Annotated in this window: 9 protein-coding genes; 7 read left to right on the forward strand and 2 right to left on the reverse strand. The window is 64.6% G+C overall.

Translation table 11 applies throughout. The features are described from left to right. Nucleotides 1-159 precede the first annotated feature (159 nt). On the reverse strand, nt 160-2,355 hold the full coding sequence (murJ, locus tag CXX84_RS09305) for a murein biosynthesis integral membrane protein MurJ (RefSeq protein WP_102976426.1): 2,196 nt from the start codon (nt 2,353-2,355) through the stop codon (nt 160-162). Nucleotides 2,356-2,419: 64 nt separating this feature from the next. Then, nucleotides 2,420-2,968: an NUDIX hydrolase gene (locus CXX84_RS09310; RefSeq protein WP_223253044.1), complete on the reverse strand. Its 549-nt coding sequence runs from the start codon at nt 2,966-2,968 to the stop codon at nt 2,420-2,422. A 159-nt stretch (nt 2,969-3,127) separates the two neighbouring features. On the opposite strand from CXX84_RS09310, the gene CXX84_RS09315 reads away from it, so the two are divergent. The 7 genes from CXX84_RS09315 to CXX84_RS09340 all read left to right on the forward strand — a co-directional run bounded on the left by CXX84_RS09315 (nt 3,128) and on the right by CXX84_RS09340 (nt 12,835). Next, nucleotides 3,128-4,651, forward strand: coding sequence for a CCA tRNA nucleotidyltransferase (locus tag CXX84_RS09315; protein WP_102976428.1), 1,524 nt, complete (start codon nt 3,128-3,130; stop codon nt 4,649-4,651). Continuing rightward, nucleotides 4,648-5,232, forward strand: a complete 585-nt coding sequence (locus CXX84_RS09320; RefSeq protein ID WP_102976429.1) for a histidine phosphatase family protein — start codon at nt 4,648-4,650, stop codon at nt 5,230-5,232. Before CXX84_RS09315 ends, CXX84_RS09320 begins: the two co-directional genes overlap by 4 nt. A 567-nt stretch (nt 5,233-5,799) precedes the next feature. After that, complete coding sequence (locus CXX84_RS19130) at nt 5,800-5,937, forward strand: hypothetical protein (protein WP_189337550.1); 138 nt, start codon at nt 5,800-5,802, stop codon at nt 5,935-5,937. Between the two features lie 160 nt (nt 5,938-6,097). Beyond that, nucleotides 6,098-7,564, forward strand: a complete 1,467-nt coding sequence (locus CXX84_RS09325) for a glycosyltransferase family 87 protein (RefSeq protein ID WP_102976430.1) — start codon at nt 6,098-6,100, stop codon at nt 7,562-7,564. Beyond that, entirely contained in the window at nt 7,557-9,005 is a 1,449-nt protein-coding gene (locus CXX84_RS09330) for a phytoene desaturase family protein (RefSeq protein ID WP_102976431.1), read from the forward strand. The genes CXX84_RS09325 and CXX84_RS09330 overlap by 8 nt, the downstream gene beginning before the upstream one ends. 69 nt (nt 9,006-9,074) lie before the next feature. Next, on the forward strand, nt 9,075-11,063 hold the full coding sequence (locus tag CXX84_RS09335; protein WP_102976432.1) for a penicillin-binding transpeptidase domain-containing protein: 1,989 nt from the start codon (nt 9,075-9,077) through the stop codon (nt 11,061-11,063). Between the two features lie 89 nt (nt 11,064-11,152). Further along, nucleotides 11,153-12,835: an ABC-F family ATP-binding cassette domain-containing protein gene (locus CXX84_RS09340; RefSeq protein WP_102976615.1), complete on the forward strand. Its 1,683-nt coding sequence runs from the start codon at nt 11,153-11,155 to the stop codon at nt 12,833-12,835. Nucleotides 12,836-12,838 lie beyond the last annotated feature (3 nt).

The raw sequence follows: 12,838 nt of genomic DNA on the forward strand, positions 1-12,838 counted from the left end.
CTCCTAGACTGTCCGGGATTGCCGGCTTGAATGATGCAACCGCCGTCCAGGAGCCGCCGGGCGGCTGACCCCTGAATGCAACTACCCCTGTATCTTTTCGATCCTAGCGGATTGCGCCCCGCCACCCTTGGACGAAGGCGGCCGGGAACCGCGTGAATGTCACTTTTTGCGGGGGCGCCGGGGCTTGAAATGGGGGTTTTCGCCAGGCTTGCCCTGGAAGGTGCGGCGGCCGGGCAAGGGGATCTGTTCCCGCATGAAGCTTCCCCGCGCTGTGCTGGGCTGGTCCTCCGCCGGGAGGTAGCCGTCGTCGGACGGGCCGGGGCCGTCACTGTCACCCGCCTGCGTCCGCCGCGCCCCATGCTCCTGTTCCTCGTGTTCGGGAGTAGGGCCCGCCCTGAAGGAGACGGCGTCGAACTCGCCGGAGATCCTCGGGATCAGTCCGGTGTCCACGGAGGTCGTGGCGCGCTCCGGACGGGGCGCCTGCGCTTCGGCAGACGCACGTTCTGCACGTTCTGCTGACGCACCTTCTACTGAAGGCGTCCCCTCAGGAGAGGCCGACGGCGGTGCCCCGGCTGACGCCGGAGGCACGCCCCCTCCACGCCCGAGCCGTCCGAGGAGGGGACGGAGCAGATCCCGCAGTTCGGTCACACGGAACAGCTTCAGCAGGAAGAAATAGACCACCAGCATGACCGGACCCACCACAACGACCGTGAGAAGGGCCGTCAGCCGGTCGCGCCAGGCAAACCCGTCGGCGGAGTAGCTCCCCAGGAGCCACAAGGCACCTGCACCCGCGACGGCGGACCCCAGCGCCGCCCACCCCATCCGGATGTAGGAGTTGGCGATCCGGGCCCCGTCCAGGTGTCCCAAAAGGCGCCGCAGGAACCAGGCGCTGATGACCACAGAGAGGATATTGCCCACCATGTAAAGGACCGCGATGGCGTAGATGATCTGGGTGACGGGCAGGAACTGGATGGCGAAGGCTCCAGCCACGTAGACAATGGCCAGGAGCAACTGGATGTAGAAGGGCGTCCGGGCATCCTCGTTGGCGTAGAACACGCGTGACATCATGAAGTTGGCGCTCATGAACGGGGTGCTGAGCGCGAGGATGGTCAGCGTCTGGGCCAGCATCACGCCGTCCTGGCGCAGGCCGCCCGAGAAGAACATGCCCAGCGGGCCGGCCAGCGCAAAGAGGGCCAGGGCACCAAAGACAGTTGCCACCGCCATGGTCCGCAGGCCGTGCGAGAGGGCGTCACGCAGCTGATCGCGGTTTCCGTCCTGGGACGCCCGGGTCATCCGGTTGAACAGCACTGTGGCAAGGGACAGCGCGATGATGGAGTGCGGCAGCAGATAGAGCTGGCTGGCCACTTCCAGCACCGCGTTGCCTGGCAGCATGGCGGCGGCAGGGTCACCCGCCTGCTGCAGGCGGATGCGCTCCGCGCCGGGGATGGTGGCGATGCGCATGACGTACAGGAAGGCCAGTTGCCCGACGGCGGCCGTCAGCAGCGTCCAGACGCTCAGCTTGGCTGCCTGGCCCAGTCCTACACCCCGCCAGCCGAAGCGGGGCCGTAGGCCCAGCTTGAGTCGCATCACGGGAATCATCAGGATGGCCGTTTGCGAAACGACGCCGATGGTGGAGAACCCGGCCACCATCAGCGTTTGGGTGCTGCCCCAGTTGTCCAGGGTATGCGGATTCATCTTGTTGGTGCCGAAAATCCAGATGAACATCCCCAGGCCGGCGATGGCCACCAGGTTATTGAGGATGGGCGCCCACATGGCAGGCCCAAAGGCACCATTGGCGTTCAGGACCTGGGTGAGGAGGGCGTAGAGCCCGTAGAAGAAGATCTGCGGCAGGCACCAGAAAGCAAAGGCCACTGCCAGGGCTTTCTGCTGGGGTGTGTACCCCTGCGTGGTGAGTTCGATGACCCATGGGGCCGCCAGTGTCACCAGCGCCGTCAGCCCCAGCAGGAGGAGTACGGCCAGCGTCAGCAGCCGGCTGATGTAGTCCGCTCCCCTGTCCGGGGCCTTGCTTGCCTTAATGATCTGCGGCACCAGGACGGCATTGAACACGCCGCCGGCGACCAGCAGGAAGATCAGGTTGGGCAGGTTGTTGGCGTTGATGAAGGTGTCATTGACCGTGGAGCCCAGGCCGAGCGCCGTGCCGAGCATCCACGTTTTTCCAAAGCCGAGGAAGCGCGAAATGAGCGTTCCGGCAGCCATGACGGCACTGGACCGGGTTTCGCTGGCCGCCACAGCGCCAGGGGTGCTGTCCGCGCCGGCTGGTTCGGGGGGAACGCCATCCGGGACGGCATCGCCGGACGCACGGGCTTTATCGGAAGGAAAATTGGAAGCTGACATCAACTTCATCGTCTCACCCGAAAGCGGTTAAAGCCGCAATGAAGGCCCGGCCCTGCCTGCTGCCCTAAAGGTGTTCGGGCAGGACCTCACGAGCAAGGTCAGCAATCCGGCGTTCATTGGGAAAGGACAACTTCCGGGCCAGCTCCTGGATGGGAACCCACGCCACGTCCACGGCTTCCTGGTCCGGATCGTTCTCGATGGTCAGCTCCCCGCCGGTAGCCCGCAGGAGGTAATGGTGGACCGTCTTGTGAACCCGGTGGCCGCTGACGGTGAACCAGTAGTCGATGCTGCCGAGGGGCGCCAAAATGTCACCTTCAATGCCGGTTTCCTCGGCAATTTCACGGACGGCTGCCTGCTCGTTGTTTTCCTTGCCCTCCGGGTGGCCCTTTGGAAGGCACCATTCCAAACGCCCGCCGCGATTAAGGCGGGCGATGATCGCAACCCTTAATTCGGCGTCGGACGTGTCCACTACAACGCCGCCGGCGGATACTTCCTCAACCGTAGGCAGCGATACCGGCGCCGAATGCTGGGCAGGCGCAACGTGCGCACCGATCGCCGACGGCAATGGTGCGTTTGTCCTCCTGCCTGGAGCGCTCGGTACTGGATGGGCCATGGAGTCCACTCTAACGACTGTTGCCCGTTGGTGATGACTGGAACATGACACCAACATGGACGGCATATGGCTCACTTTGCCTGCGGCGGCGTGATTCCGCACGATCTTGACCGGATTTTGGCCTGCCGGGCCGCTGGTTTCTGACAAGCTTAAGTAACTATGGCGCATGCACATCACAAGACTGATTCCCAGACCGTCGATTTCCAGGTGGACCCGGTGGTCCTGGAGCTCGGCCAGCGCTTCGTGGACGCAGGCCACGAGCTTTCGCTGGTGGGCGGTCCGGTGCGCGACCTGTTCCTGGGCCGGACCTCGCCTGACCTTGACTTCACCACTGACGCCACCCCGGACCAGACGGTGGCACTCATCAGGAAATGGGCGGACAACTACTGGGAGATTGGCCGGGCCTTCGGCACCATCGGCATGCGCAAGGCAGGCTTCCAGATAGAAATCACCACCTACCGGGCAGAAGCCTACGATCCTGAGTCCCGCAAACCTGCAGTGGCTTTTGGTTCCTCTTTGACCGACGACCTGCTCCGGCGGGACTTCACCATCAACGCCATGGCTTTGAAGCTCCCCTCCCTCGAACTGGTGGATCCCTTCGGCGGCGTGCGCGACCTGCATGCCTCTGTCCTGTCCACACCGGGGGCCCCAGAGGGTTCTTTCTCTGATGATCCGCTGAGGATGATGCGCGCAGCACGGTTCGCAGCCCAGCTGGGAGTCTCAGTCCACGAGGACGTCCGGCAGGCCATGACGCAGATGGCCGAGCGCATCACCATCATTTCGGCGGAACGGGTCCGGGATGAACTGGTCAAGCTCATTTGCGGGGACCGTCCGCGCGTGGGTATCGACCTGCTGGTGGAGACCGGCCTGGCGGAGTTCGTGCTGCCCGAGGTTTCCGCGCTGCGGCTGGAATCCGACGAGCACCACCGGCACAAGGATGTTTACCAGCACTCCCTGCAGGTTTTGGAACAGGCAGCGGAGCTGGAGACGGACGGTGATGGTCCGGTGCCCGGGCCGGACTTTGTCCTGCGCTTCGCAGCGTTAATGCACGACGTCGGCAAGCCGGCTACGCGCCGCTTTGAACCGGGCGGTGCGGTGAGCTTCCGCCACCACGACATGGTGGGGGCCAAGCTCACCTCCAAACGGATGAAGGCGCTGCGGTTCGACAACGACACCACCAAGGCCGTTGCCCGCCTGGTGGAGCTCCACATGCGGTTCTACGGCTACGGGGAGGCCGGCTGGAGCGACTCAGCAGTCCGCCGCTACGTCACGGATGCCGGGCCGCTGCTGGAACGGCTGCACCGGCTGACGCGCTCTGACGTCACCACCCGCAACCAGCGCAAAGCGGAGCGCCTGGCGTTCGCCTATGACGACCTCGAAGCCCGCATCGCCGCCCTGCGGGAGCAGGAATCACTGGACGCTGTGCGCCCCGATCTCGACGGCGCCCGGATTATGGCGCTGCTCGGCATCAAACCCGGCCCGGTTGTGGGGCGGGCGTATAAGTTCCTGCTGAATGAGCGAATGGAAAATGGGCCGCTGCCCGCCGAAGAAGCAGAAGCACGGCTGCTCCGCTGGTGGGCAGTGCAGCCGGAATCAGCACCTGCTGATCCCGGAGCTCCGGCGCCCGGCACCGCTCCGTCTCCCGCCGTCGTCGAGCCTTCCCCTTCTGAGGAGTCAAAGTGACCATTCCTGCCCTTGCCCCCCGTCCCCAGCTCTGGATCCTCCGCCATGGAGAGACCGAATGGTCCAAGAGCGGCCAGTACACGGGGCTCACGGACCTCCCACTGACAGTCGAGGGCGAGCAGCAGGCCGTGGAAGCGCGGAAAGTGCTGGATCCCGTCGACTTCGACCTGGTGCTCACTTCCCCCTTGAGGCGGGCGCGCCGGACGGCAGAGCTTGCCGGTTTCCCTGACGCCCAGCACGAACCCCTGGCCGTGGAGTGGAACTACGGGGATTACGAAGGCATCAGCTCCGACTTGATCCGCAAAGACAATCCCGACTACCTGATCTGGACCCACGGCGTTCCCAACGGCGAAACGCTGGACGAGGTAGCGGCACGGGCAGATAAAATCATCGGCCGCGTGCTCGAATCCGGAATGGACAACGTGCTGATTGTGGCCCACGGCCACTTTTCGCGGATCCTGACGGCACGCTGGCTGGAATTGCCGCCCACGGAAGGACGGCATTTCATACTTGGCACTGCCAAAGTCTGCACACTCGGCTGGGACAAAAAGACACCCGCCATTGTCCGATGGGGACTTTAATAGCTGTTTCCGGATTAGTTGCATCATTCTTTGCCTTTTAAGTAGCGAACAGGCTGCCGGTGGTGTAATTTTATTCCTGACCCCAGAGCATCCTGCCGGGGCCACGGCGCATGCCCCGGGTTTCGCCCGTATGGCAGCAAAGCGGAAAAGGAGGTTGGGAAAATGATTACTTTGACTAGCGGATGGAAGATGACCATCAACGCCGCCCCGGCCTCTGATGCTTTCGCGCGCCTCCTCAGGGATCCTGCCCGTTCCTAGCAGCTGCTTCCGCCCGGATCTGCCCCGGCAGTCCGGCCCAAGATGCAACGCTCCGGCTCAGCGATGTGTACTGCATTGGTGCACGTTGGCACCGCCTGTAGGGCTCCTTTGGGGAATTGTACTTTCCTCCACCCGGTTTTCCTTTTGTACTGCTGCGCCTTCAATTTTGCGCGCAGTCAGCTCAAGTAATCCGGGATATCTGCCCCTGCACTTATTCATGTGCTAATTCCGTGCCTAATTCCTTCCGGAAAAGGGTCTAATTGCCGCGCCCGGTTTGCGGGCCAGCCACAATGAAAGGAGGTGATTGCCATGAGAAAGTTCCGCGAATTCCTGTTGCCTTCGCAGGGCCGGCGCAGCAGCCGGAAGAAGTTCAACGAACCGCTGCTGGAAAAGCAGCGCGACGATGTCTTCGTCCTGATGCACCAGCAGATCGGCGGTACCCGGTAAGAACAGCGCGGCCGCCGGGTAACCACGGACAGCCGCGGGCGAAGGACCGCAGCAGGAGCCACAATGATCAATGATGTTCCGGCCGGAGCCCACGCGGCGACGCGTGGGCTCCGCATCCCTCGAACCGACGGGCCTTGGGTGACGGCGGTAAGCTCAAGCCATGGAGGAGACCCAGCCCCCGGAGCATCGGGGAAGGCCGCGCCTGGTGGTGCCAAGCCGTAGCGATGTCCTGCTGAGGAACTTCACGGAGGTGGCAGGAGGTCCCCTCGGGTCCCGGACCGCTCCCGGCCTGGTTTCCCCGGGTGTGTTCACCGTGGAACGGGTCCTGATTCTGCTGACGATACTGGCAGCCCTGGCAGGCATCCTGCTCAAGGGATATTGCCGCGCCAACGGGTGGGAATCCCCCACGCAGTTTTACGCCACCTGCTACTCCGATTTCCCCGAACTCTTCCGGACCCGCGGCCTGGCAGAGGGGCAGTTTCCTGTCCTGGCCAGCGGAAGCCAATTTGAGTACCCGGTCCTGATAGCCCTGATAGCGGGAGTAACAGCCTGGCTGGTACCCGGGACCGAAGTGTCAGACGCCCGGGTGCTGGCTTACTTCGACATCAATGCTGCCCTTGTGGCCGTTGCTGTTGTGGCTACGGTCCTTGCCACCGCGCGGACGTCCAGCCGCCGGCCATGGGACGCAGCCATGGTGGCCCTGGCGCCGGGCATAATTCTTGCCGGCACCATCAACTGGGACCTCTGGGCGGTGGCCCTGCTTGCCCTGGCCATGTACTTTTTCTCCCGGGACCAGCTGGTGCTGGCCGGAGTCTTCATCGGGCTCGCGACGGCTGTGAAACTGTACCCGCTGCTTATCCTGGGAGCCATACTCCTGCTTGCACTGCGGACCGGGCGCTTCCAACCCCTGCTGAAAACGGCGGGGGCTGCCGCCATCACCTGGGCCGCCGTCAACCTTCCCTTCGCAGCTGCAAATCCCTCCGGGTGGGCCTACTTCTTCCAGTTTTCAGCCGACCGCGACGCCGGGTACAGCTCTCCGTGGTTTGCCTACAACCTGGTGCTCAACCGCCTGAGGGGGCAGGAGCTCACCGGGGCTACCGTCGACCTGTTGGCTCCCGGCCTCTTTATCCTGGCCTGCGTCATCATTGCCGTCATTGCCTTGACCGCCCCGCGGCGGCCGCGCCTGGCCCAGTTGGCCTTCCTGATTGTGGCGGCCTTCATCCTCACCAATAAGGTCTACTCGCCGCAGTTTGTCGTCTGGCTGGTCCCGCTCCTGGCGCTGGCGAGGCCGCGGTGGCGGGACTTCCTGATCTGGCAGGGCATCGAAGGCCTGCACTGGGCCGCGGTATGGATGTACCTTGGACAGGTGACCAGCGCAGGTTCTTCCCAGCACAACCTGGATATGCCCTATTACGTCCTTGCCGTGGCGGCGCACATGGCGGCCGTTGCGTACCTCATGGCCAGGGTGACATGGGACATCTACGACCCCAACTACGATCCCATCCGCCGGCACCACCTGGATGATCCCCATGGCGGACCCTTCACCGGGGCCCCGGACCGGTTCCGGCTGAACGTCCGCCGCTCCGCCCTCTCCGCGCGTCCGCACAAAGTCGCGGCCGATGCCTGACGTTACGGTAGTTGGGGCGGGACCCAACGGACTGGCAGCCGCGGCAGTGATGGCACGCGCAGGGCTCTCGGTGGAAGTCTTCGAAGCGGCCCCGGTCATCGGCGGCGGAACCCGCACCGCAGAACTGATGCAGCCGGGACACTTCCACGACGTCTGTTCCGCAGTGCATCCGATGGCCCTGGCGTCCCCCTTCTTCCGCGCCTTCGAACTGTCCCGCCGGGTGGATTTGGTTTCTCCCGCGCTGTCCTACGGATCACCGCTGGACGGCGGACGGTCCGCCCTTGCTTACCGGTCCCTCGACCGGACAGCAGCAGGGCTGGGGCGGGACGGTGCGGCCTACCGCAAGCTGATGGCTCCCCTTGTCCGGAACATCGACGACGTCATGGACTTCACGCAGAACCAACTCTTCCGCCTCCCCCGGAACCCTCTGGCAGCGGGGATCTTCGGCTTGCGGACCGTGGAGCAAGGTTCGGGGCTCTGGAACGCCAGGTTCCGCGAAGAATCCGCTCCGGCCCTGCTCACCGGCGTCGCTGCCCACGCCGTGTCCCACCTGCCATCGCTTGCTGCCTCCGGAGCAGGACTGATGCTCGGAGCACTGGGCCACGCAGAAGGGTGGCCCATTCCGCTAGGTGGTTCCGCTGCCATTGCCGCCGCCCTGGCACAGGACATTGAGGCGCACGGCGGAGTCTTCCATACAAACGCCCCCGTAAACCGGTTGGCGGATCTTCCGCCTGCGCGTGCCACTCTCCTGGATGTAGCACCCCGCGGCCTGGCGGACATGGCCGGTGACCTGCTTCCGGACCGCTACCGCCGGGCGCTGGAAACTTTCCGCTATGGGAACGGCTCGTGCAAGGTGGACTTCATCCTGTCCGGCCCCGTGCCATGGACGGCTGCAGAACTGGCGGATGCCGGAACAGTGCATGTGGGCGGGACCCGGGCGGAGGTGGCTTACGCGGAAAATGAGGTGATCGGCGGCCGCCACCCCGAGCGGCCCTACGTGCTGGTGGCCCAGCCCTCGCGCTTCGATGGTGGCCGGGCTCCCGCCGGCCGCCACACCCTGTGGACCTACTGCCATGTTCCTGCCGGTTCAACCAAGGACATGAAAGAGGCCATTACCGCCCAAATCGAGCGCTTCGCCCCCGGCTTCAGGGACCTTGTGCTGGACGTAAACGTGGTGACGGCAGCTCAGTTGGCGGAGTACAACCGGAACTACGTTGGCGGGGATTTCAGTGCCGGCACGATGGATCTTCGCGGCCTGGTCCAGCGGCCCGTGGTGTCACGCCACCCGTGGCGCACTCCCATCCGGGGCGTCTACCTGTGCTCTTCCTCCACGCCGCCCGGGCCCGGCGTTACCGGTATGCCGGGCTTCCACGCTGCGACATATGCCTTGAAAGACATCTTCCAGTTGCCTGTTCCGATGCTGGGCCTCAACAACCCGTAGCCAAAACGCAACACTTTCCAGCCTTACCTGTGGCGCGTGCCACCGGGTTGGACGGGTGATAATGGCCGGATGGGGAAATCAACAAAACTTTCTGTTGCCGTAGCTGTGCTCGTTCTGGGAACCTCCCTGGTGGCCTGCGACGACGGCAGGAGCGGGGCAGAAACCGCAGCTCAGCAGTTGGCCACCGCCGTTTCAGCACTGGATGTGGGGCCGGTGGCTTTTGAAGGCAAAGATGCCGCTGCCGCCAACGACCAGGTGCGAAGTGTGTTTGCGGCACTGGATCCACAAAAGCCGGCAGTCGAAGCAGGCGAGGTCACTCTTGACGGTGACAATGCCTCAGCCCCGCTGAACTACACCTGGACATTCGGCGAGGCGGAGTGGAAGTACACTGTCCCGGCGAAATTCAAGAAGATGGGGGACAAGTGGCTGACGGTGTGGGATCCAGCCACCCTGGTGCCCGGGCTGGCGGACAGTGAGATCGTGACCAAGGGCTCCCAGTCACCACAGCGGGCAGACATCCTGGGGGCAGGGGACGTTCCCCTGGTCACGTACCGGCCGGTGGTGAACGTCGGCATCGACAAGCCGCAGCTGGGCGCCGCCGAGCCTGCAGACGCTGCAACCAGACTTGCCACCCTCGTTGGGGTGGATCCGGCAGGTTACGTCCAGCAGGTACAGGCTGCCGGTGCTGAAGCTTTTGTTTCAGCGATCACCCTCCGCGACGAAGGCCGCACCATTACCAACGAGCAGATCGCGGCGATTCCGGGAGCCCGGGCAATCCCGGCCTCAATGCCGTTGGCTCCCAGCCGCACGTTTGCCCGCGCCGTCCTTGGCACCGTCGGCGAGGCTACTGCTGAACAGATCGAAGCCTCCGAGGGTGCCCTGACCGCCGGCGACGTGACCGGCATCGGCGGCCTGCAGCAGCAGTACGACGAACAGCTCCGGGGGACGGACGCCGTCGTGATCCGCGCGCAGCGCGCCGACCTGACCCGTGAACAGATCCAGTCCTCGGCCACCGACCCCCGGCGGGTGCTCTTCCAGGTAGCGCCTACTGCCGGCACTCCGCTGAAGACCACCATCGACCCGAAGCTGCAGTCGCTGGCGGAAAGCACCCTGGAAGATGTAGGCCCGGCGTCCGCCCTTGTTGCTCTACGCCCTTCCAGCGGTGCCGTCCTGGCCGTGGCCTCGGGTCCCGGCAGCAACGGCTACAACACGGCGATGCTGGGCCAGTACGCGCCCGGTTCCATCTTCAAGATGGTTGACTCCCTGGCCATGTTCCGTAACGGCCTGACTCCCGATTCAAAGGTTGAGTGCACACCGACGCTGACAGTCGATGGACGCACCTTCAAGAACGCCGAGGGTTACCCCGAAGGATCGCTGGGCTCAGTCACCCTCCGGGACGCCTTCGCGCACTCCTGCAATACTGCGTTCATCGCGGCCCGGGACACTGTTTCGCAGGGACAGCTTGAAGCCGCCGCCCTGGCCATGGGCATCGCCGTCGAAGCACCGTCGCTGGGCGCTGAAGCGTTCCTGGGGTCTGTCCCCGGCGAGGCGGCAGGCACGGAGCACGCCGCCTCCATGATCGGGCAGGGCAAGGTACTGCTCTCTCCCCTGGCCGCAGCCATGATGGCCGGTTCCGTCGCCAAGGGTGCGCCCGTGTCACCCCAGCTGGTGATCAATCCCGACGGCGGCGCCGCGGCGGCCGGCACGACGAGCGGTTCCACGGCGCCCGCGGCACAGCCCTCCGCGACGGCAACGGCAGAAGCACCCACCACTGCCTCCAGTGAGCCCATTACCGCAGCGGAAGCTGCCTCCCTGGCTGACATGATGCGGGCCGTGGTGACCTCCGGTCACGCGGGTTTCCTTTCCAGCGTCCCCGGGGCTCCCGTTGGAGCAAAAACCGGGACGGCCGAGTTCGGCAAGGAGACTCCCCCGAAGACCCACGCATGGATTGTTGCTGTCCACGGCGACCTCGCAGTGGCCGTATTCGTGGAGGACGGCGGATTGGGTGCCACCACATCGGGTCCGCTGCTGAAGGAGTTCCTCACCGCAGCCGGATAGCCTTTGTCCGGTTATCCGGCAGTCCACGCCGTGCGGGCCTGCAGACCCGGAACAAAGCGCTTTGCCGGGCGCGTGGGAGGATGGAAGACGTGGCCCATATTGACGTTTCCGGTATCGATTACTTCCTCTCCGACGGCACACAGCTGCTCAACGGTGTGACCTTCAAGGTTCTGGACGGTACCAAGACCGCCCTGATCGGGCCCAACGGCACCGGCAAAACAACCCTCTTCCGAATCATCTCCGGTGACCTCACTCCGGATGAGGGCGTGATTGGGCGGTCCGGAAATATGGGCATCATGAGGCAGTTCGTGGGCCAGGTCCGGGACGGTTCCACGGTCCGCGACCTGCTGGTGTCCGCCGCTCCTCCGGCTTTGGCGGCAGCGGCGCACGAGGTGGACGACGCCGAGCTGGCCATGGTGGAGCACGACGACGAGCCCAGCCAAATGCGCTATGCCCAGGCCATCGTGGACTGGGGAGATGCAGGCGGTTACGACGTCGAAACGGTCTGGGACGAGGTGTGCATGGCCGCGCTGGGACTCCCTTTCGACCGCGCGCAGCACCGCCCGGCGTCGAGCCTTTCCGGCGGGGAACAAAAGCGGCTGGTGCTGGAAGCGCTGTTTGCGGGCCCGGACGACCTGCTGCTGCTGGACGAGCCGGACAACTATTTGGACGTGCCGGGCAAGCGCTGGCTCGAGGACAAGCTGAATGAGTCCAAAAAGACGGTCTTTTTCATTAGCCACGACCGTGAACTCCTGAATAACGCTGCAGGACGGATCGTCACGCTGGAGCCCGGGATCAACGGCGCCGGAGCGTGGGTCCATGGTGGCGGATTCGGCTCCTACGTGGAGGCCAGGGCGGACCGGAACGCCCGCTTTGAGGAACTGCGCAAACGGTGGGACGAGGAGCACGTCAAGCTCAAGGAACTCGTCAACATGTACAAGAACAAGGCCGCTTTCCGCTCGGATATGGCGAACCGGTACCACGCGGCCCAGACGCGGCTGGCGAAATTCCTGGAAATCGGGCCACCCGAGGCGCTGCCCATTGAGCAGAACGTCCAGATGAGGCTCAAGGGCGGAAGGACCGCCAAACGCGCGGTCGTCGCGGAACAGCTTGAGCTGACCGGGCTGATGAAACCCTTCTCCACAGAAATCTGGTTCGGTGACCGGGTGGGTGTCCTGGGCTCCAACGGCTCGGGCAAGTCGCACTTCCTCCGGCTCCTGGCCACGGGCGGCACCGATCCTGAGCGCGAGCACCTGCCCGTCTCCGATGTGGAGATTGCGGACGTGCCGCATGAGGGAACCGTGAAACTTGGGGCAAGGATCCGTCCCGGGTTCTTTGCGCAGACCCACGTCCGGCCGGACCTCCTGGGCAAGACGCTCCTCGAAATCCTGCACCGTGGCGATGAGCACCGGTCCGGCCTGGGCCGGGAGGCGGCAGCGGGGGCACTGGACGGCTATGGGCTCGCGGGACAGTCCGAACAAAAGTATGAGTCCCTTTCGGGCGGCCAGCAGGCGCGGTTCCAGATCCTGCTGCTGCAACTGTCCGGTGCCACCCTGCTGTTGCTCGACGAGCCCACGGACAACCTGGACCTGCACTCGGCCGAAGCCCTGGAACGGGCCATCGACCACTTCGAAGGAACAGTCCTCGCAGTGACCCACGACCGCTGGTTCGCACGGACTTTCGACCGGTTCCTGGTATTTGGATCCGACGGCAAGGTGTACGAGTCTGCGCAGCCGGTGTGGGACGAGAAGCGCGTGGAGCGCGTCCGCTGATGC

This window comes from Arthrobacter sp. AFG7.2 (assembly GCF_002892835.1).
Taxonomy (GTDB): Bacteria; Actinomycetota; Actinomycetes; order Actinomycetales; family Micrococcaceae; genus Arthrobacter.

What these genes read in the sequence shown, in the direction of transcription:
- CXX84_RS09325 (WP_102976430.1), top strand. Translation starts at nt 6,098, where the DNA reads ATGGAGGAGACCCAGCCCCCGGAGCATCGGGGAAGGCCGCGCCTGGTG.
- CXX84_RS09335 (WP_102976432.1), top strand. Translation starts at nt 9,075, where the DNA reads ATGGGGAAATCAACAAAACTTTCTGTTGCCGTAGCTGTGCTCGTTCTG.
- CXX84_RS09310 (WP_223253044.1), bottom strand. Translation starts at nt 2,968, where the DNA reads ATGGCCCATCCAGTACCGAGCGCTCCAGGCAGGAGGACAAACGCACCA.
- CXX84_RS19130 (WP_189337550.1), top strand. Translation starts at nt 5,800, where the DNA reads ATGAGAAAGTTCCGCGAATTCCTGTTGCCTTCGCAGGGCCGGCGCAGC.
- CXX84_RS09315 (WP_102976428.1), top strand. Translation starts at nt 3,128, where the DNA reads ATGGCGCATGCACATCACAAGACTGATTCCCAGACCGTCGATTTCCAG.
- CXX84_RS09330 (WP_102976431.1), top strand. Translation starts at nt 7,557, where the DNA reads ATGCCTGACGTTACGGTAGTTGGGGCGGGACCCAACGGACTGGCAGCC.
- murJ (WP_102976426.1), bottom strand. Translation starts at nt 2,355, where the DNA reads ATGTCAGCTTCCAATTTTCCTTCCGATAAAGCCCGTGCGTCCGGCGAT.